This window comes from Haloferax sp. Atlit-48N (assembly GCF_003383015.2).
Lineage (GTDB): Archaea > Halobacteriota > Halobacteria > Halobacteriales > Haloferacaceae > Haloferax > Haloferax volcanii.
This window is the reverse complement of sequence record NZ_CP137689.1, coordinates 2,489,706-2,509,207: the sequence shown is the minus strand read 5'-3', so window position 1 is coordinate 2,509,207 and position 19,502 is coordinate 2,489,706. Positions and strand designations below refer to the sequence as shown.

Annotated in this window: 18 protein-coding genes and 1 tRNA gene; 13 read left to right on the top strand and 6 right to left on the bottom strand. The window is 66.2% G+C overall.

The genetic code is table 11. The features are described 5' to 3' along the window. The first annotated feature begins 112 nt into the window (after window positions 1-112). From trmY to DEQ67_RS13295, 3 genes are all read left to right on the top strand, one after another. Window positions 113-709 (top strand): tRNA (pseudouridine(54)-N(1))-methyltransferase TrmY, encoded by a 597-nt coding sequence (gene trmY / locus DEQ67_RS13305; protein WP_424020127.1) that lies wholly within the window; start codon window positions 113-115, stop codon window positions 707-709. Window positions 710-793: 84 nt separating this feature from the next. Next, a tRNA-Pro gene (locus DEQ67_RS13300) sits at window positions 794-866 on the top strand. 547 nt (window positions 867-1,413) lie between these two features. Next, entirely contained in the window at window positions 1,414-2,655 is a 1,242-nt protein-coding gene (locus DEQ67_RS13295; protein WP_115861145.1) for an ABC transporter substrate-binding protein, read from the top strand. A gap of 117 nt (window positions 2,656-2,772) precedes the next feature. On the opposite strand, the gene DEQ67_RS13290 is transcribed toward DEQ67_RS13295, so the two are convergent. Continuing rightward, window positions 2,773-2,967, bottom strand: coding sequence for a cold-shock protein (locus DEQ67_RS13290; RefSeq protein WP_004041873.1), 195 nt, complete (start codon window positions 2,965-2,967; stop codon window positions 2,773-2,775). 252 nt (window positions 2,968-3,219) lie between these two features. Between DEQ67_RS13290 and DEQ67_RS13285 the strand changes: the two genes are divergently transcribed. Beyond that, on the top strand, window positions 3,220-3,837 hold the full coding sequence (locus DEQ67_RS13285; protein WP_008608314.1) for a class I SAM-dependent methyltransferase: 618 nt from the start codon (window positions 3,220-3,222) through the stop codon (window positions 3,835-3,837). 30 nt (window positions 3,838-3,867) lie between these two features. Here the strand turns inward: DEQ67_RS13285 and DEQ67_RS13280 are convergent, their stop codons facing one another. Beyond that, window positions 3,868-4,584 (bottom strand): hypothetical protein, encoded by a 717-nt coding sequence (locus tag DEQ67_RS13280; RefSeq protein ID WP_004062908.1) that lies wholly within the window; start codon window positions 4,582-4,584, stop codon window positions 3,868-3,870. 119 nt (window positions 4,585-4,703) lie between these two features. Here DEQ67_RS13280 and DEQ67_RS13275 point away from each other — a divergent pair, with 119 nt between their 5' ends. The 4 genes from DEQ67_RS13275 (at window position 4,704) to DEQ67_RS13260 (ending at window position 8,814) form a co-directional block, all read left to right on the top strand. Continuing rightward, window positions 4,704-5,435: a hypothetical protein gene (locus DEQ67_RS13275; RefSeq protein WP_006601161.1), complete on the top strand. Its 732-nt coding sequence runs from the start codon at window positions 4,704-4,706 to the stop codon at window positions 5,433-5,435. 45 nt (window positions 5,436-5,480) lie between these two features. Next, complete coding sequence (locus tag DEQ67_RS13270; protein WP_004062906.1) at window positions 5,481-6,029, top strand: NUDIX hydrolase; 549 nt, start codon at window positions 5,481-5,483, stop codon at window positions 6,027-6,029. Between the two features lie 91 nt (window positions 6,030-6,120). Next, window positions 6,121-6,894 carry a CPBP family intramembrane glutamic endopeptidase gene (locus tag DEQ67_RS13265; RefSeq protein WP_115861141.1) on the top strand — a complete coding sequence of 258 codons (774 nt, stop codon included), beginning with the start codon at window positions 6,121-6,123 and terminating at the stop codon, window positions 6,892-6,894. Between the two features lie 48 nt (window positions 6,895-6,942). Next, window positions 6,943-8,814 (top strand): SLC13 family permease, encoded by a 1,872-nt coding sequence (locus tag DEQ67_RS13260; protein WP_115803200.1) that lies wholly within the window; start codon window positions 6,943-6,945, stop codon window positions 8,812-8,814. Window positions 8,815-8,906: 92 nt separating this feature from the next. On the opposite strand, the gene DEQ67_RS13255 is transcribed toward DEQ67_RS13260, so the two are convergent. Then, the gene (locus DEQ67_RS13255) at window positions 8,907-10,415 is read right to left on the bottom strand and encodes a methyl-accepting chemotaxis protein (RefSeq protein ID WP_004062903.1); all 1,509 of its coding nucleotides are present in this window, start codon (window positions 10,413-10,415) and stop codon (window positions 8,907-8,909) included. After that, a complete protein-coding gene (locus tag DEQ67_RS13250) occupies window positions 10,412-10,693 on the bottom strand; it encodes a hypothetical protein (RefSeq protein ID WP_004062902.1) in 282 nt (93 codons plus the stop codon). Before DEQ67_RS13250 ends, DEQ67_RS13255 begins: the two co-directional genes overlap by 4 nt. A gap of 188 nt (window positions 10,694-10,881) precedes the next feature. On the opposite strand from DEQ67_RS13250, the gene tgtA reads away from it, so the two are divergent. From tgtA to DEQ67_RS13235, 3 genes are all read left to right on the top strand, one after another. Further along, the gene (tgtA, locus tag DEQ67_RS13245) at window positions 10,882-12,432 is read left to right on the top strand and encodes a tRNA guanosine(15) transglycosylase TgtA (protein WP_006601163.1); all 1,551 of its coding nucleotides are present in this window, start codon (window positions 10,882-10,884) and stop codon (window positions 12,430-12,432) included. Window positions 12,433-12,504: 72 nt separating this feature from the next. Continuing rightward, window positions 12,505-12,780 carry a winged helix-turn-helix domain-containing protein gene (locus DEQ67_RS13240; protein ID WP_004041883.1) on the top strand — a complete coding sequence of 92 codons (276 nt, stop codon included), beginning with the start codon at window positions 12,505-12,507 and terminating at the stop codon, window positions 12,778-12,780. Window positions 12,781-12,859: 79 nt separating this feature from the next. After that, complete coding sequence (locus DEQ67_RS13235) at window positions 12,860-13,165, top strand: hypothetical protein (RefSeq protein WP_008605678.1); 306 nt, start codon at window positions 12,860-12,862, stop codon at window positions 13,163-13,165. Window positions 13,166-13,215: 50 nt separating this feature from the next. Here DEQ67_RS13235 and epsC read toward each other — a convergent pair whose 3' ends face one another. After that, entirely contained in the window at window positions 13,216-14,079 is an 864-nt protein-coding gene (gene epsC, locus DEQ67_RS13230) for a serine O-acetyltransferase EpsC (protein WP_004062899.1), read from the bottom strand. Between the two features lie 276 nt (window positions 14,080-14,355). Here epsC and DEQ67_RS13225 point away from each other — a divergent pair, with 276 nt between their 5' ends. Then, a complete protein-coding gene (locus DEQ67_RS13225; protein WP_199505995.1) occupies window positions 14,356-16,371 on the top strand; it encodes a DUF7282 domain-containing protein in 2,016 nt (671 codons plus the stop codon). Window positions 16,372-16,955: 584 nt separating this feature from the next. Here the strand turns inward: DEQ67_RS13225 and DEQ67_RS13220 are convergent. Beyond that, on the bottom strand, window positions 16,956-17,417 hold the full coding sequence (locus tag DEQ67_RS13220) for a pyridoxamine 5'-phosphate oxidase family protein (protein WP_115861133.1): 462 nt from the start codon (window positions 17,415-17,417) through the stop codon (window positions 16,956-16,958). 112 nt (window positions 17,418-17,529) lie between these two features. Between DEQ67_RS13220 and arcS the strand changes: the two genes are divergently transcribed. Next, window positions 17,530-19,287 carry an archaeosine synthase gene (arcS, locus tag DEQ67_RS13215; protein WP_004062895.1) on the top strand — a complete coding sequence of 586 codons (1,758 nt, stop codon included), beginning with the start codon at window positions 17,530-17,532 and terminating at the stop codon, window positions 19,285-19,287. Window positions 19,288-19,502 lie beyond the last annotated feature (215 nt).

Below are 19,502 nucleotides of genomic sequence, written 5' to 3'. Positions count from 1 at the left end.
CGCGCCTCCGAGCGACGGCTCCCGGCCTCGCCGGGCGTCTTCGCCGCCGTCGCCCCTTGTCGCTCGCCCGCGAGTGGACACCGATAAGGTCCCCACGCGCCGAGTCGGACGCATGCGCCAATTCATCGTCACCGGCCACGACGCGCCGACGACGCCCGACTTCTCGCTCGACGACATCGCGGGCGGGGCCGGCCGACTCGACGTGCTCTGCCGCTGTGTCAACTCCGCGTTCTTCCTCTCGCACGACATCCGCGAGGACGTTCGGGTCCACCTCGTCCTCGGAAACGAGTACACCGTCCGCTTCGAGGGGTCGGAACTCCGCCGACTCAACCCCGACGAGCGCTCCACCGCCGCCCTGATTCGCAAGGCGCTCGAAAAGCGCGAGGAGGCCATCGGCCACATGCCCGCCGAGTCGTCGCCGGGGGTCTCCATCCGCCGGATGGACTTCGAGACGACGCTGGAAAAGGCCGCCCGCGACGCGACCGTCGTCGAACTCCACGAGGACGGTGACCCCGTTGTTCAGGTCGAACCGCCCGAAAACCCGCTTTTCGTCCTCTCGGACCACCACGACTTCACCGACGAGGAAGCCGAGTTGCTGGCGGCCGCCGCCGACGAGCGGGTCCGCCTCGGCCCCGAGATTCTCCACGCCGACCACTCGATTACGGTCGCGCACAACCACCTCGACACGGCGGGCTATTCGCGGTACTGAGTCGGGGTCGGCGGTGTGCCACGGCGTCTGACGGTGGCCCGCAATCACAACTGTTAAACGCGACGGTGGCTTGCCTCAAAATGCGGGCCGGTGGGGTAGCTTGGTATCCTTCGGCCTTCGGGTGGCCGTAACCTCAGTTCGAATCTGAGCCGGCCCATATTCTCCCCACCTTTCACGACCCGCGAGCGACAGCGAGTGGTCTGAAAGGTGTGGGGTGATTTCACCCGGTGAAGATTCGAATCAGGGAACGAACGAAGTGAGTGACCGTGGTTCACGCGAGCACAGCGAGCGTGAAGAGGCGAGACGACGTCTCGCTGGATTCGAATCTGAGCCGTACTCGCGAACGAAGTGAGCGGGTGCCTGTGACGAGCGAAGCGAGTCACAGTGTCCCATTTCTACCCCTTTCAACGCCAACGAGCACCGCGTAGCGTGTGCGAGTCCCCTCGAAACGGTTGTCTGGGTGACTGAAGATTCGAACGTCCGAGCGACAGCGAGGGAAGTTCGAATCTGAGACGGCATCTTCACGGACAACCTACCTGAGTTTTGGACAGTAGTTGCAAACGGGCGGAACCACCGACACGGCCGCCGTTTCGACACCGACGAATCCACGGTGTCTCCGACGACTAAACGACCACTGGCAGTCGTGACCCCGCTGTCGCCCGAGAACCGAAGCAATTATCTATTTTAGGCAGGCCTAAAAAACTATGGAGCACGACGAGACGCCACGGACGGGACTGACGCGGCGCGACTACGTGAAGTACGGCGGCGCGGCGGTCGGCGGCGGCCTGCTCGCCGGCTGTACCGGGGGAAATGATTCGGAATCGACGGCGGACGGCGAGACCGACGCCCCGACCCAGACCGCGACCGAAGCGGCCACCGAAACGGGGACTGAATCGCCCGCGGACGGGTCGTACTCGGTGACGATGTCGCCGGTCGGCACCGTGGAGTTCGACGAACCGCCGCAGAGCATCTTCACGCGGCTGACCCACCACGCGGGGATGGCGTTCGCGCTCGGCCGCGGCGACGACGTCAACGCGGTCAACGGGCCGGCGTACTACGACGCGACGTGGAAGCAGTTCACGGCGCGGCTCCCCGGCGTCGAGGTGGACTGGGCGGACCTGTACCCCTCGTGGGAGACGAGCAAGGAGAAGCTCTACGAACTCGACAGCGACGTGCATCTGGCCGACCCCGCGTGGGTCGTCCAACTCGAACAGTGGGACATGGCCGACATCGAGGAGGTCGCCGAGAACATCTCGCCGTGGTTCGGGAACTCGTTGAGCGCCCGTCACGCGTCGCCGACGGACGAGTGGACCGGCGACTACGAGTACTACACGCTGTGGGAGCAGTTCGAGAAGGTCGCGCAGATGCTCAGAGAGGAGGAGCGCTACGAGGCGCTTGCGGCCGTCCACGACGACGTGCTCGCCACCATCGAGGCGGGGCTGCCGCCGGAAGACGAGCGCCCGAGCGTCGTGTTGCTCACCGCGTCCGACATCGAGAACCAGGTCTGGGCGTACACGGTCGGCAACCCCGGCTTTATGACCTCGCACATCCGGCCGCTCGCACCGCACGACGCGTTCGAGGGCTCTATCGAGTCGGGGTCGACCGTCGACTTCGAGGCGCTGTTGGAGGCCGACCCCGACGTTCTGCTCTTCCTGAGCGGGATGCAGCCGAGCGTCAGCATGAACGACCTCCGGGCGACGCTCGAATCCGACCCCGTCGCCGCGGAGATTTCGGCGGTCCAGAACGGTCGGGTCTACCCGCAGGGCGCGCGCTATCAGGGGCCGATTCTCAACCTCTTCCAGCTTGAGATGAGCGCCAAGCAGTTCTATCCCGAGGCGTTCGGGGAGTGGCCGACCTCGGACGGCGGCCCGTACCCCGAAATCCCGGAAGACGAACAGCTGTTCGACCGCCAGCACGTCGCCGACATCATCAACGGCGAGTTCTGAGCGGTCTCGCCGCCGCTTTTTCGGCCAGCGACCGGCCGCGAACGCGTCGCTCGCCGGTCGAATATACGCAAAATGTAAGTTATCGTTCTGCCGCGAAACGCGGCGTACTAAATTAGTTTAAAGGCGCGTGAGGTTCGTCGCGCGGGGGCCCTTGGGGGCCTGCTCGATGTCGAACTCCACATCCGTGCCTTCTTCGAGGTCCGGGCCGCCGATGTCTTCCATGTGGAAGAACACGTCGTCGTCAGCATCGTCCGTCGAAATGAAACCGTAGCCGCCAGTGTCGTTGAAGAAATCAACGTTTCCTTTCGCCATTGCTTTTGAACACACACGCCCTTTACGGATAAGACTTGTGAGGGTCGTGTTGTCACGGGGTTATTTTATTGAATACTTTTCTGAATCATCGACGTTTGTAGACGAATGTTCTGATACGTCGGTTCTGGACGCGCTCGCCTAGTGATTCGACGGCGATTCCGCGGTAAGATGTGGTATCGGCAGTTCCGCTCGTCGAATCCGGCGGGTCGCGGCCGACGAGGCTTTACGCGTGGCCGGACGGTCTCCGACACCGTGGATGCTAACGACGTTCGTCGGAAGTGGGCAGACCGGTCGGGAGAGTTCTCGCCGGAGTACTACGCGTACTACGGGCCGAACGAGACGAGCGAGGCGATTCGGCGGGTGTTCGACGAGCGACTCGACGCCTCGGCGTCGATTCTCGAACTCGGTTGCGGACCCGGCCGACACCTCTCGCACCTCCGCGAACACGGCTTCGAGAACCTCCACGGCGTCGACATCAACCCCGACTGCTTCGAGGTGATGGCCGACGCCTACCCCGACCTCGCCCGCTGCGGGACGTTCCACGCCGCCGCCATCGAGGAGACCGTCGAGGAGTTCTCTCCGGGGCAGTTCGACGCCGTCTACTCCGTCGAGACGCTCCAGCACGTCCACCCCGACGACGCGTGGGTGTTCGAGGCGGTCGCTCGGAGCGCGAGCGACTACGTCGTCACCGTCGAAAACGAGGGCGACCGGTCGGTGCCGCCCGAGGACCGCGGCGTCAACGACGAGGAGTACGACTTCCCGCTGTACTACCGCGATTGGGCGGCCGTGTTCGAGCCGTTCGGCTTCGAACAGGTCGCCTGCGAACACGGCGACCGCGACACCCGCCGCGTGTTCCGCCGGGTCGACTGACCCCGCGAGCGCGGCCGCCCCGCGTTCACCTCAGAAGCCGCCGTAGCGGAGGTACACCATGTCGGCGATGAGGACGAGTTGGAACACTCCCTGCACGCCGCCGAGCATGGCGTTCTGTTTTCCGATGGCCGAGATGACGCCGGGGTCCGGGTCCTCGGAGGTCATCTCGAAGTACATCCGTATCTCGCCGGGCATCAGGAAGCCGAAGCCCTGCACCGAGAGGATGGTGACGACGACGAGCGCGACGACGATGGCCGGGGTCGTCATCCGGAAGTCACCGATGGTGGTCGCGACCCACGCGAGCGAGCCGACGGTGGCGACGGCGAAGACGGCCTGCCACCGCGGGTCGCGCCACGCGTTCAGGCGGCGACCGAGCAGGAGGCAAATCGGAATCAGGTTCGCGGCGGTGAACAGCGCGAGCCACGGTTCGGCGTGGGGAAACACGCCGAGTCGCTGGGCGAGCGTGATGCCGCCCGCGATGGTGACGAGCGCCATCGACGGGAGGAAAAACGAGGTCTTCGGCGTGAGGCGCTCGAACACCGCGGCGCTCTGTTCGTCGGTCAGCCCGCCGATGACCGGCCCGAGAATCGCCCCCATGAACAGGTCGGTCCCCGTCCAGAGCAGCCCCGCCATGACGTGGACGAACGTGTGTTGCTGGAGCGACCCGACCGTCACCGCGTAGGCGAGCGCGACCACCGAGACGGCGACGATGCCGCCCGCAAAGGCCGGGTTCGCCCGTCGTGCCATCCCACCGATTGTCCCACCAATCGATGCCCTGTGTTGGCTCATCACATCCGAGACGCGTATCACCGATGATAAATCCGGCGACGGACGCACTTATCCCCTCCAATCGCCACCTTCCGACCATGACTGACGCCCTCTCGTTCGATATCGCGAGCGTCGACGACGTCGCGGCCAACCGAGACGAGGTCGTCGCCGCGGTCGAGGCCCACGCGGGCACCATCGCGCGCGAACTCGCCATCCTCCAGGGCGGCGACTACGGCCAGGAGACGTTCAAGACGCGCCGCGGGACGTGGACGCTCAAGTACGAGGCGGGCGCGCTCCAGTATCTCCGGTTCAAGGGGAAGTCGGGCGGCGAGACGTACGTCGTCTCGACCAAACAGCCGCCGGAGCCGAAGGCGCTGGCGACGGCGATGCAGGACTACCCGGCGTTCGTGGAGGCGTACAACGACCACGTCGAGTCGCTCGACGGCGTCCTCGACGACGTGCCGACGGCGTTCCCCGCGGTGACGACGACCGAGGAAATCGTCGCCCAGCGGGACCACCTCGTCTCGACCATCCGCGAGGTGGCCGACACCATGGCGGGCGAACTCAACCGCTTCGACGGCGAGTACGGCACCTTCACCCAGCGGGTCGGCGGCACGCGCTGGGAGCTGAAGTGGGACGGCCCGCGGGCGTCGTACCTCCGCGTCGGCGGCGAGGGCGGCATCTACCTGCTGTCGCAGTACGAACCGCCCGCCGCGCCCGACGTGCGCGAACTCGCCGGCGACTTCGCCGCGTTCGTGGAGGCGTACAACGACTACGTCGACGACCTCGAAGCCGACCTCGCGACCGTCTCGTTCGACGACGCGGGGTAGCGGGGTATCGCGACGCTTTTGGAAATACCGCCGTCACGTGCTGTCATGAGCGACGACGACCTCGCGTGGGAGACCACCGACACGCGCATCGACTACTCGTGTCCCGGCTTCGACATCCGCATGGACGACGTTCGGCTCCCCGACGGGACCGAGACGGACTTCCACTACGTCGACGAGCCGGCGGCGGTCGTCGTCCTCCCCTTCACACCCGACGGCGACGTGGTCGTCATCGACGAGTGGCGACAGGCCGTCGGCCGGACGAACCGCGGCCTCCCCGCCGGCGGCACCGAACCGGACGACGACGACTACGCCGCGGCCGCCCGGCGCGAACTCGCGGAAGAGACCGGCCACGAGGCCGAGACGGTCGAACCGCTCGTGACCGTCGAGCCGGCCAACGGCATCGCCAACTCCGTCCACCACTACTTCGTCGCGCGCGGATGCGAGCCGAGCGCCGACCAGAACCTCGACTTCAACGAGAGCATCCGCCCGACGACGGTCGACTACGACGACCTCAAGGGGGCCGTCCTCGCGGGCGAGGTGCGCGACGCCCGGACGGTCCTCGGCGTGCTCTACTACGAACTCGCCGGCGAGTAGCGCACCCGGTCACTCGCGCGCCCGCGTTCGCCCCTCGAACCCCGTTCCGAGGCGAGAAGGATTTTGACGCCGGCGCTCCAACTGGTCGCCTGTGTCTACTACGACGCGTTTCCCCGACCTCGCTCGGTCCTTCCTCGCAGCTATCGCCCTCGGCGGCGGCGGTCTCGTCGTCGGCACGATACTCGTCTTTATCACGCAGTTCGCGGCGGCGAGCGCGGGCGTCGAACTGACGCCCCTCGCGCTCGTCGTCACGTCGCTCATCCTCTTGCAGGGCATCGCCTTCGGCGGCGTCGCCCTCGTCTACACCAGATACCGCGGCCTCGACCGCTCGTACTTCGGCGTCTCGATGCCGTCGCTCCGCGACCTCGTCGCGGTCGTCCTCGGCTACGTGACCGCGCTCGTCGCGGCGTTCGTCGGCGCGTTCCTCGTCTCGACGTTCGGCGTCCAAGCGGGGTCGAACCAAGTGACCGAAATCGCCGCACAGGACCCCGAAGTGCTGTTGCTCCTCGTCCCGGCGTCGTTCCTCCTCATCGGCCCCGGCGAGGAACTGCTGTTCCGCGGGGTCGTCCAGAACCGCATCCGCGAGTCGTTCGGCCCGGTCCCGGGCATCGCCCTCGCCAGCGCCATCTTCGCCGCGATTCACTACGTCGCGCTCACCGGCGGCGCGGGCGGCCGCCTCGTCACCATCGGCATCCTGTTCCTCCCGAGCGTCGTCTTCGGCACGGCGTACGAACTGACCGACAACATCACCGTCCCGGCGCTCATCCACGGCGCGTACAACGCGACGCTGTTCTTGCTCGCGTACCTCGTGTTCAAGCTCACCGAGATGAGCCCCGGCGGGGTCCCGACCGAACTGCTGTTCTGAGCAGTCGTCGATACCAGCCTTTTTCGCTCGCTGTCCCCTCGAACAGATGTGTTCTTTTCCACACTCGTGTCGGTAGTCGAAGGACTCGTCCCGGCGGCCGTCACGGGCGATATGCTCGTCGTCTTCGCGCTCATCCTGCTTTCTCTCGTCTTGTTCGCCACCGAGTGGCTCCCCATCGACGTGACCGCCATCGTCGTGATGGTCCTTCTGATGGTGTTGGAGCCGTGGACGCAAATCACCCCGCAAGAGGGACTGTCGGGGTTCGCCAGCCCCGCGACCATCACCGTGCTGGCGATGCTCATCCTGAGCACGGGGGTCAACCGAACCGGTATCGTCCAACTCATCGGGCGGAAGATGGCCGAGTTCGCCGGCAACAGCCGCTCGAAACAGCTCGCAGCGACCATCACCGTCACCGGGCCGGTGTCGGGGTTCATCAACAACACGCCGGTCGTCGCCATCCTCGTCCCGGTCGTCGCGGACCTCGCGCACAAGGGCAAGACCTCCCCGTCGAAGCTCCTCATGCCGCTTTCGTTCGCGTCGATGCTCGGCGGCACCCTGACGGTCATCGGCACGTCGACGAACATCCTCGCCAGCGACATCGCGGCCCAGCTCGGACGGGAGTCGCCCGGCCTCGGCCTCCACGCCTTCGGGATGTTCGAGTTCACCAAACTCGGCGTCATCGTCTTCGTGGTCGGCGCGGTCTACCTCATGACGGTCGGCGTCCGCCTGCTCCCCACGCGGGTGCCCGCCGAGGACGACCTCGTCGAGGAGTACGCGCTCCAGGAGTACCTCGCCGACGTGGTCGTCCCCGCGGACTCGTCGCTCATCGGCCAGACCGTCCAAGAGGCCCTCGGGAACGACGACCTCGACATCGACGTGTTACAGCTCATCCGCTACGGCGAGCAGTTCCCCGAACCGCTGGCTCGCAAGGAGATTCACGAAAACGACACGCTCCGGCTCCGAACGAACCGCGAGACGCTCGAACGAATCATGCGCTCGGAGGGGCTCACGTTCGTCGGCGGCCCCCGCTCCGAGAGCGAACTCCACCCGGGCGAAGAAGAGCCTGTCATGGTCGAAGTCGTCATCCCCTCGGGCTCGTTTCTCGTCGGCGAGAGCCTCGCCAGTTCGACGTTCCGCCAGCGCTACGACGCGAACGTGCTCGCCTTTCGGACCCGCGGGAAGGTCGTCCGCGACCGCTTCGAGGACATCGACATCCGCGTCGGTGACACGTTACTCGTGCAGGCCCCGCCCGACAGCCTCACCCGCCTCGTCCAAAACGAGGACTTCATCGTCGCCCACGAGTTCGACGACGTCGACTACCGAACCGAGAAGACGCCGTTCGCGGTCGCCATCATCGCCGGCGTCGTCGCGCTCCCGGCGTTCAACGTCCTTCCCATCGTCGTCTCTGCGCTCGGGGGCGTGGTCGCGATGATTCTCACCGGCGTCCTCAAGCCGAACGAACTGTACAAATCGGTCGAGTGGAACGTCATCTTCCTGCTGGCGGGCGTCATCCCGCTCGGCGTCGCGCTCCAACAGACGGGCGCGGCGGCGCTTCTCGGTGACGCCGTCGCCTCGACCGCGACGTTCCTCCCCGCAATCGGCGTGCTGTGGGTGTTCTATCTCGCTACCGGACTGCTCACGAGCGTCATCTCGAACAACGCGAGCGTCGTGCTCATGATTCCGGTCGCAGCCAGCGCCGCCCAATCAATCGGGGCCAACGCGTTCGCGTTCGTCCTCGCCGTGACCTTTGCGGCGTCGACGGCGTTCATGACCCCCGTCGGCTACCAGACGAACCTGTTCGTCTACGGCCCCGGCGGCTACACGTTCTCGGACTTCCTCCGGGTCGGCGCGCCCTTGCAATTGCTCCTGTCGGTCGTCACCGTGGCCGGCATCGCCTTCTTCTGGGGCGTCGGCGCGTAGGCGCGCCTCCCCGGCGCGCGAGTCGGCAGAAAAACGTTCGTCGGGGGCGCTCGCCCGTGCGCCGGTCGTCGGTCTCGTCGGTCAGTTCGGGTTCAGTCGTCGCCGCCGTCGGCCCGCATCGCTCGGTTCGGGGCCGAAGCCGCGGGCGTCGCCGCCTCGCCGCCCGGTGCGCCGCCCGTCGCGTGCCCGGACTCGAACTGCGAGACGAGCGATTTGAGCTGTTGTGCGCGCTCCGAGAGCGACGAGGACGACGCCGCAATCTGCTGGGTCGCCGCCGTCTGTTCTTCGGCCGCGGCGGAGACGTTCTGCGCCTCCGAGGCCGTCTGGTCGCTGAGGTTGGTGATTTCGTCCATCATCGTGACGACCTCCTGGGTCGACTGCGCCTGCTCGTCGGTGGCGCTGCTGATGGACTGGATGGAGTCGTTGCTGTCTTCGATTTTGTGGACGATTTCTTCGAGCACCTCGACCGTCTCGCCGACGGTCTCGCGGCTGGACTCGACTTCGGCCTGCGTCTCGAAGGTGTCTTCGGCGACGTTCTCGGTCGACTGCTCGATGTCACCGATGAGGGAGTCGACCTCTTGGGTCGCCTCGGCGGTCTCCTCGGCGAGCGTCTTCACCTCGCTTGCGACGACGGCGAAGCCCTCGCCCGCGTCGCCCGCGCCCGCCGCCTCGATGGAGGCGTTGAGCGCGAGGATGCTCGTCTTCTCCGCGATGTCGTCGATGAGGTCGACGACCTCGCTGATCTGCGTGACTGACTGCTGGAGTTCCTCGACCTCGGAGACGGTCTCGGTCGACCGCGACTCCAACTGCTCCATCTTCTCGATGGTCGAACTGGCGGCCTTCTGGCTCTCTTTGGCGCGCCCGACGGTCTGTTGGGACTGTCGCGCGATTTCCTCGGACGAGGAGGCGATTTCCTCGATGGTCGCAGAGAGGTTGCTCAGTTCGGACTCCGCGGCGTTGAGGTTCCGGTGTTGCGTCTCGTTGCCCGCCGAAATCTCCTCGATGCTGTTGGCCACGTCCGTGCTCGTGGTCTTCACGGCGTCCGCGCTCGCGGTGACTTCGGAGCTCTTGTCGTCGACCTGCTCTGCGAACGTCTGGATTCGGACGATGACCGAGTCGATGGCGTCTAACATCTCGTTGAAGCCCAGCCCGATGCGGCGCATCGCGTCGTTCTGACTCTCGGCGTCGACGCGGACGGTGAGGTCGCCGTCGGCGGCCTTCTGCATCGCGTCGCCGTACGTCTCAGCTTGTTGTTCGAGGTCCGTCGTGAGCGCGTCGAGTTCGCGCCGCCGTTCGTCGGCGTCGTCGACGAGTTCTTTCATGTCCGCGACGATGGCGAGCGTCGCGGTGCCGCCGATGGCGAAGACGGCGACCGTGGCGGTCATGAGCGGCGAGGTCACGAGGTTGAATACCTCGGTGTAGATGCCGAGTTTCTCCATCGTGAGGCTGATCATCCACAGAATCGCCAGCACGGAAGCGAACGCGTACGTCAGCCAGAACGACGACTCGGCGTCGGTGTCGCGGTAGTTGAGCCACGCCAGCCCCGCCGCGCCGATGAACCCGAGGGTCCCGATAGCGTCGAACAGCGCGTCGATTATCACGAGCCGTCACCGCCGTTGATGACGTTTTTCCGGCGCAGGTACGCCGCCGCGAAGAAGGTGGCTCCCGCGAGGCCGATGCCGAACGCGTGCTCGACGAAGTTGAGCACCGACCCGAGGAAGAACACTTCGAGGTTCGTCGCGACCATCCCGATGACGAGCAGGACGTAGCCCGCGGCGAACAGTTTGGTCTCGTCTCTGTACTGCGTGATAACCGGTATCAGCCCGACGAGGGCGACGGCGAGCGCGGTTACTTCGAGTGGTGATAGGTCGGCTAACATCTATACTCTCGGTTGACCCAATCTCTTTGTAAACTGTTCGCCCAAAAAATCACGTTTGATATCTCTCCTGTCTGTTTTTCTAGAATATTTCGATGAATAAACCGATATGTCGTCGTGCGTCTATTTTTCTCCCCGACGACCGGCCCGCGAACGCAACTCTTACCGCCGCCCTCGGGAAACGACAGTCCATGCGCGACCACTTCGAACTCCGCGACGGGGACCTCGCCGGGCGCATCGGCCGGCTTTCGGTCCCGCGTGCGGGGATCACCGTCGAGACGCCGGCGCTCCTGCCGGTCGTCAACCCCAACATCGACACGATTTCGCCCGCGCGACTGGAGTCCGAGTTCGGCGCGGACGTCCTCATCACCAACTCCTACATCATCAAGACGAACGACCACCTCCGCGAGGAGGCCCTCGACGTGGGGCTCCACGAGATGCTCGACTTCGACGGGGCCATCATGACCGACTCGGGGTCGTTCCAACTCGCCGAGTACGGCGAAATCGACACGACGACCGAGGAGATTCTCCAGTTCCAACGCGACATCGGCACCGACATCGCCACCCCGGTCGACATCCCGACGCCGCCGGACGTGGCCCGCGAGCAGGCCGAGACGGACCTCGAAATCACCAGACAGGCCCTCGCCGACGCCGAGGCCGCCGACACGGGCGAGATGCTCGTCAACGCCCCCGTGCAGGGGTCGACCTACCCGGACCTCCGCGAGGAGGCCGGCCGCCACGCCGACGCGACCGACCTCGACGTGTTCCCCGTGGGCGCGGTCGTCCCGATGATGAACGCCTACCGCTACGACGACATGGTCGACGCCGTCGCGGCCGCCAAGCGCGGGCTCGGCGTCGACGCCCCGGTCCACCTGTTCGGCGCGGGCCACCCGATGATGCTCGCGCTCGCCGTCGCGCTCGGCTGCGACCTGTTCGACTCCGCCGCCTACGCCCTCTACGCCCGCGACGGGCGGTATCTCACCGTCCGCGGGACCGAACACCTCGAAGACCTCGACTACCTCCCGTGTACCTGTCCCATCTGCACGGAGTACTCGCCGGACGACCTCCGCGAGAAAGGGCCGAAACGACAGGAACAGCTGCTCGCCGAGCACAACCTCCACGTCACGTTCGCGGAACTCCGCCGCATCAAGCAGGCCATCCGCGACGGCGACCTCATGGAACTCGTCGAGGAGCGCGCCCGCTCGCACCCGGCGATGCTCGACGGCTACCGCGCGCTTCTCGACCACGTCGACCAGCTCGAACGTGAGGACCCCGCCTCGAAGGGCGCGTTCTTCTACGCCTCCAACGAGAGCGCCCACCGCCCCGAGGTTGCACGCCACCACGCCCGCATGGACCGCCTGACCGCCGAGGGCCACGTCCTCCTCACCGAGGGCGGCGTCCCCTCCGGCGACGACTTCGACGCGACGTGGCGGGTCGTCCCGCCGTTCGGCCCGTTCCCGCGGTCGCTCTCCGAGACGTACCCGCTCACCGCCGAGGTCCCCGAGCGCCTCGACCGCGACGCCTACGAGCAGGCCGCCCGCGGCGTCTCGCGGCTGGTCGAGGAGAACCCCGACGCGGCGTTCACGCTGGCGCACGACGACTGGCCCGAGTCGGCGCTCGCCCGCGTGCCCGAGTCGGTCGAGTTGGAGTCGCTGTCGGCGGTTTCGGAGCGATTGGGCGACGAGGCGTCGGTCGGCGGGGACGGCGGGGACGACGGCGGTTCGGCGTCGTCTGCCGAGTAGCGCGCCTCGGTCGGTCGCGTCCGTGTCTGTCGGTCGATGCTCTTAGGTTCACCCGACGTATCAACGAATACGATGGAGGCTGTCCTCTGGTACGTGCTCACGGGAACCCGCGGGGGCGAAAACCGTGTGCGTATTCTCAAGACCGTAGAGGAGCAGCCGCGAAACGCCAACCAACTGGCCGAGACGCTCGACCTCGACTACAAGACCGTCCGACACCACCTCGACGTGCTCATGGACAACGACGTGGTCCAGCGAAGCGGCGACGACTACGGCGCGGTCTACCTCCCGTCGCCGCGGTGTCGCGCCAACTGGGAGACCGTCGAGACAATCGTCGAGCGGATGGACTGAGCGTGCGACACTGTGACGCCACGATTATGGAAAGATTTGGGAAAGCGTATATCAGGATGACGGGGAAAGGAGAGAACGAATGAGTATCTGGGTGGACGTCGCGACGGTCTCCTCGGGCGTCAACGTCGTCGTGCTTCTCGCACTGTCGGCGGTGTGGGCCCGAAACTACCTGACCTTCAGGTCCAAACACGCCGTCGGCCTCCTCGTGTTCGGGGTGTTCCTCCTCGCAGAGAACGCGCTGGCGTTCTACATGTACATCCTCGACCCGACGCTCTCGGGGTGGTTCAGCACCGACGTGCCCGTCATCGCCTGGCGGCTGATGATGCTGTTGCACGTCTTCGAGACGGCCGGGCTCGTGTTCCTCGCGTGGATTACGTTCGACTGAAACCGCTGTTTTCTCCCGCTCCAGTCCGGTTTTGACGCACCTTCGCCCGCTCAGTCCCGGTGTTTCCGCTCGTGGGTCGGGTGTTCCGAGATGTAGACGCTCGTGTGGTCCGGCACGTCTTCTGTGACCCACGAGTTCGCGCCGATGCTCACGTGGTCGCCGACGGAGACCGCGCCGAGCACTTTGGTCCCCGCGCCGATGACGACGCTGTCACCGATGTCCGGGTGGCGTTTGTACCCCTTCTTGAGCGAGTGTTCGTCGTCTTCGTCCTCCTCGAAGTGGAGCGCGCCGAGCGTCACGTCCTGATAGATGCGCGCCCACTCGCCGATGGTCGTCGTCTCGCCGATGACGACGCCGGTGCCGTGGTCGATGAAGAAGTAGTCGCCGATGGTCGCGCCGGGGTGGATGTCGATGCCCGACTCCATCTTCGCGTACTCGGCGAGTTCGCGGGCGTACGCGGGCGCGCCGGCCTCGTAGAAGGCGTGGGCGACCCGGTGGACGACGATGGCCTGCACGCCGGGGTACGACCGGATGATTTCGACGTAGCTGCGCGCGGCGGGGTCGCCTTTGTACGCCGCCTCCACGTCTTTCTTCAGTCGCTCGCGGATATCGGGGAGTCGCCTGACGACCTCGTCCACGATGGGCGCGGGGTCCTCGTCTATGTAGGGGTCGATACCGGAGTAACAGAGCGCGCCGAAGTTGGCGACGCCGTCGCGGAGGAGTTCCTCGTCTGCGACCCACGGCCCCGCGTTCCAACACCGGGGAAACAGGAGGCGCTTGATGAGGTCGACGTCCTCTCGCAGGTGGTTCCGGCGCGGGAACGAAAGCGACGTGTCCGTGGGGAAGGGGTCGTCGTCGGCGCGGTAGGACGCCGCGAGCCCGAGATGCGCGTCGCCCGAGTAGGTGTAGGACATCCGATAGCGATAGTTGGTGGACGAGCGGTATTTAACCCCGTCTCATCGGGCCCGATTCGCCGTCTTCGAGTCGCGGATTGTGTGTTCGAACTGGCGCTCGACAGCCGGCGCGTTCGCTCTGCCGACCCGGCGTGAGCCAACCGCCGGATAAGGATTCTGGCCGCCGAAATCGGGCGACTGGGGACACATCGGGGAGAGATTTGGGTGACAGTTCGGAAAATCTTCTTTTAAATATTCGTCCCCCTCTGAGACATGCGACGCACACTCGCAGTGTTGATGACACTCGTCGTGGTCGTCGGGGGCATCCCGGCGGCCGCAGCGGCACAACAGGAGACCACGGCCGTCTCCTTCGAGAACCAAGCGACCGGCGGGACGACCGTGACGGTCGACTCCGTCACGCTCCCCGAGGGCGGCTTCGTGACGATTCACGACGCCTCCGTCACGGACGGCAACGTCCTCGGGAGCGTCGTCGGGTCGTCGGCGTACCTCGACGCCGGCACCCACGAGGACGTGACCGTCCACCTCGACGAACCGGTCGACGAGTCCGGCACGTTCGTCGCCATGCCCCACATGGACTCCGACGGCGACCGCGTCTACTCGTTCGTCGCGGCCAACGGCGAGACCGACGGCCCGTACACGGCCGACGGGAGCGCCGTCGTCGACACCGCGACGGTCAACGCGAGCGCGACCGTCTCGATGTCCGACCAGCCCACGACCGGCGACTCGGTCGTGGTCGACCGGGTCGAACTCTCGCAGGGCGGCTTCGTGACGATTCACGACGCCTCCGTCACCGAGGGCGCGGTGTTCGAGAGCATCCGCGGCACCTCGGCGTACCTGCCCGCCGGCGTCCACGAGAACGTCCGCGTCGAGCTGGATGCGCCCGTGACCGAGAACACGACGCTCGTCCCGATGGCGCACATGGACACCGACGGCGACGAGACGTACACCTTCCCCGAGTCGGAAGGCGAGACGGACGGCCCGTACACGGCTGACGGCAGCCCCGTCGTCGACACCGCGATGGCCATGCCGTCGGACACCGCGAGCGTGAACTACACCGCGCAGGCCACCGGCGGCTACTCCGTCGTCGTCGACTCGGCGTACCTGCCCGACGGCGGCTTCGTGACGGTCCACGACGGGACGGTCACGGAAGGACAGGTCTTCGAGAGCATCCGCGGCACCTCCGCGTACCTCGAACCCGGCCTGCACCGCGACGTGCGGGTCACCCTCGACTCGCCGCTGAACGAGACGACGACCGTCGTCCCGATGGCGCACATGGACACCGATGACGACGAGACGTACACCTTCCCCGAGTCGGAGGGTGAGGCCGACGGTCCGTACACGGCTGACGGCAGCCCCGTCGTCGACAGCGGCGAGGCGACCGTCTCCGCCAGCGTCGACTACACGACGAAGGCTTCGGACGGCGCGACCGTCGTGGTCGACCGGGTCGAACTCTCGCAGGGCGGCTTCGTGACGATTCACGACCCGTCGCTGTCGGGCGGCGCGGTGTTCGATAGCGTGGTCGGCACCTCGATGTACCTGCCCGCCGGCGTCCACGAGGACGTCGCAGTCACCCTCGACGAGCCGATTCGCTCCTCGCAGGTGCTCACCCCCATGGCGCACATGGACACCAACGACAACGAGGCCTACGACTTCGTGACCAGCGAGGGCGAGGCGGACGGCCCGTACACGGCTGACGGCGGTGCGGTCGTCGCCAGCGCCCACACCTCGGTCAACGCGGTCGTGACCGCGATGGACCAGTCCGGCGACGGCACGACCGTCACCGTCGACTCCGTCACGCTCCACGACGGCGGCTTCGTGACGGTCCACGACGGGACGGTCACCGAGGGCGCGGTGTTCGAGAGCGTCCGCGGCACCTCCGCGTACCTCGCACCCGGCACCCACGAGAACGTCGAAATTACTCTCGACGCGCCGCTCAACGAGTCCGGCACCGTCGTCCCGATGGCGCACATGGACACCAACGGCAACGAGGCCTACGACTTCGTGACCGGCGAGGGCGAAAACGACGGTCCCTACGTGGCCGCCGGCGGTGCAGTCATCGCCACGGCCAACTACACGGTCGAAGGCACGATGTCCGAGACGACGACCGACGAGCCGACCGACTCGATGACAGACGAACCGACCGAGACGATGACCGACGAGCCCGCGACCGAGATGACTGACGAGTCGATGGAGACGACGACCGAGTCGTCAACCGACGCGCCCGGCTTCGGCCTCGTCGTAGCCCTCGTCGCGCTCGTCGCGGCGGCGCTCGTCGCCGCCCGGCGTCGGTAACCCCGCTGAGACGCACCGGCCCACCACCACACAGAGGCACCCTTTTTCGTACGCCGCGCGGGCCACAAGCCACCCCCGCGCGGCACGCGGCCCGCTTTGGGGTTATTTTGCGCTGTCACACGTCGGAGAGCGTGACGGGGCAGTAGTGTCGAATCAAGCGGTGAGTTGAGCGTGTCACGTCTATCTATTTTCACCCTACTCGTAGCGAACTCTCCGACAGGATGCGTTTCCACAGTTTTCGGACAGTACAGCGGAGATTGCCCGGACACGACTCGTGGTTTCGATTCGACATAACGCTTTGATGCTTGAATACCACATCCAGTACAATGCCTGACCGGTCCTCCAACCCCGACTCGCTCAAATCACGACTGTTGTTCTTCGTCGCTGGATTACTCGTCGCAGTTCTACTGTTTACGTTAGATGTCGGCGGGACGTGGAGTGTCCCCGCAGGTATCCTCGCCTTCGTCCTACTTGGTGAGGCTTACCTCTCGCTCACAGGAGAGCGACCGTCGGGTCGGTAAGCGCCCCTGAGTTCAGCACACTTCCACCAATCCACCAGTAACCGACTGCCTCACCAGAGCCGACTATTCCGACGAACGCATCCGCGACGCGTAGTCCCACGTATGCAGCCGTTCGGGCCGAATCCGAATCACGACCTCGTCGCGCTCGGGCGAGAGCAATCGCTTCGCCAGTTCCGAGTCGGTGTCGCCGAGATAGCGCGTGATGAGTCGCCGCAGCACTGCCTTCTCCGCGTCGGGTTCGACGGTCGCGGTTCCCCGGCCGCGGACGCCCCGATACGGCGGGTCGTTTGTCGAGATTTCGAACGCCACGTCGTCGCGGGCGCGGAGGAATCGCACCACGTCGGCGTCGGCAGAGGTGGCACACCGAAGTTCGGTCGCTTCGGGGTCCCACTCGTACCACAGCGAGAGCATCCAGAGGTCGTCCGCGGGGGTGCGACACGAGAGCCGGACCGGGACGGTCGACGCGGCGAGGAAGTCGTCGACGCGGGCGCGTGACCACGGGCCGGTGGGGTCGGAGGCGTCCATACCGTCACTTCGTGGCCCGGGGGCTAAGTCGTGTAGGCCGAGTGGTCGGTTTCGGTCGCCGGGCGCGCCCGCAGAAGACAAGTTAATTGCCTATCGGGGGCCGAAAGCGGGTATGACCGATTACTTCGAGGTTCACGCCCGCGACGGCGCCGCCCGAATCGGGGAGTTGCGGCTCTCCGACTCGGTGACGACGCCGGCGGTCGTGGACGACGTGCTCGCGGACGCCGGCAGTCTCTGGGCGGCCGAGCGCGAACTCCCCGACGGCTCCGACGACGTGCTGACCGTGCTCCCCCACCGCTCGCTCCCCGCCGGGAGCGCCGACGAGGTGCGCGAGTCGTTTTCGGTGGCCTACCCCGACGTGGACTTCCCGTCGGCCGCCGTCGTCACCGCCGACACGGCCGACGATTTCGGCGCTGACGCCTACGTCCTCTCCGACGCGCAGGGCTTCGTCGGTCACGCGCGCGCCTTCCGCGACAACGTCATCGAGGCGAAGGAGAACCTCCCCGCCGACACGGCGCTCATGCTCTCGGGCGTCGCCACGCCCCGGAACGTCTCGCTTCTCGTCTACGCCGGCGTCGACCTCGTCGACGAGAAACTCGCCCGCGCCCGCGGGCTGGAGGGCTTCTACCTCACGAGCGACGGCGAGTACTTCCTTGAAGACCTCGACGAACTCCCCTGCGCCTGCGAGGCCTGCCGCAAACCGGCCTCCGAGTTCACCCGCGCCGACGCGGCCGACCACAACGCCAACGCCCTGCGCGCCGAACTCGCTCGGGTCCGGCGTCGCGTCCGCGACGGGCGACTTCGGGACTACGTCGAGGGGCAGGCCCGCCACGACCAGTGGTTGACCGCCCTGTTCCGCCGGTTCGACCAGCAGTACAGCTTCATGGAACAGCGGGTTCCCGTCATCCGCGACTCGGAACTCACCGCGGCGTCCGAGGAGTCAATCGACCGCGTGGAGATTCAGCGGTTCGCCGACCGCGTGACCAAGCGCTACCGCAACCGCTTCGACAACCCGCTCGTGCTCCTGCCGTGTTCGGCCAAAAAGCCGTACAGCGAGTCACAGAGCCACCGACAGTTCCAGGAGGCCGTCCAGTACCGCGCACACATGGTGTCGATGACTTCGCCCATCGGCGTCGTCCCGCAGGAACTCGAACTCACCTACCCCGCCCAGCACTACGACTCGGTCGTCACGGGCGACTGGTCGGAAGACGAGAAGTCGTTCGTCGCAGAGGTGCTTCGGCGCTATCTGGAGCGCAACGACTACCCGCGAATCATCGCGCACCTCCCGCCGGGCGCGTACACGGACATCGTCGAACGCGTCGCCGACGACTTGGACCTCGACGTGGAGTTCACCGTCTCCGAACACCCGACGACGACGGAGTCCATCGGCAACCTGATGCGGACGCTCGACGGCGAACCCAAGTTCACTCGCGAGGAGCGCGAGCACAACGTCGTGAAGGCCCTCGCGGACTACCAACTCGGCCCGGACGCGGGCGACGCGCTCTTTTCGGACGTGGCGTTGGAGATGACGAGTCGGTATCCCAAACTTCAGGTGTGGAACGATGCGGGCGTGCAGTTGGCGACGATGGTCCCGCAGTACGGCGTGCTCTCCTTTACGCTCGAAGGTGCGAAGGTGTGGCGCGACAGCGACGCGCCGACGAAGACGGTCGAAATCGACGGCTTCGTTCCCCACGGCTCGGTCCTCGCGCCGGGCGTCGTCGACGCCGACGAAGACATCCGTCCGGGCGACGAAGTCGTCGTCGAGGGGCCGAAGGCGTTCGCCATCGGCCGCGCGGAGATGGGCGGCCGCGAACTGGTCGAGTCCACGCGCGGCATCGGCGTCGAAATCCGCCACGTCGAAGAGCGGTAATTCGGCCCCGGTTTGGACGAGAGGTCTCCGACCCGACCGAACGTGACCCGACCGGACCCAAAACCGTCTGACACGCCGAGGCAATTCCCAAAACCACCTTTTTCTGATATTTTGATTCTGATGGTTAATCAGCCTTTGAACGCCGCTAAATGGGCCGTTACTCGGTTTTCTATGCACCGGTATCTGGCGGAAATATCATGCCACTACAACTTTAA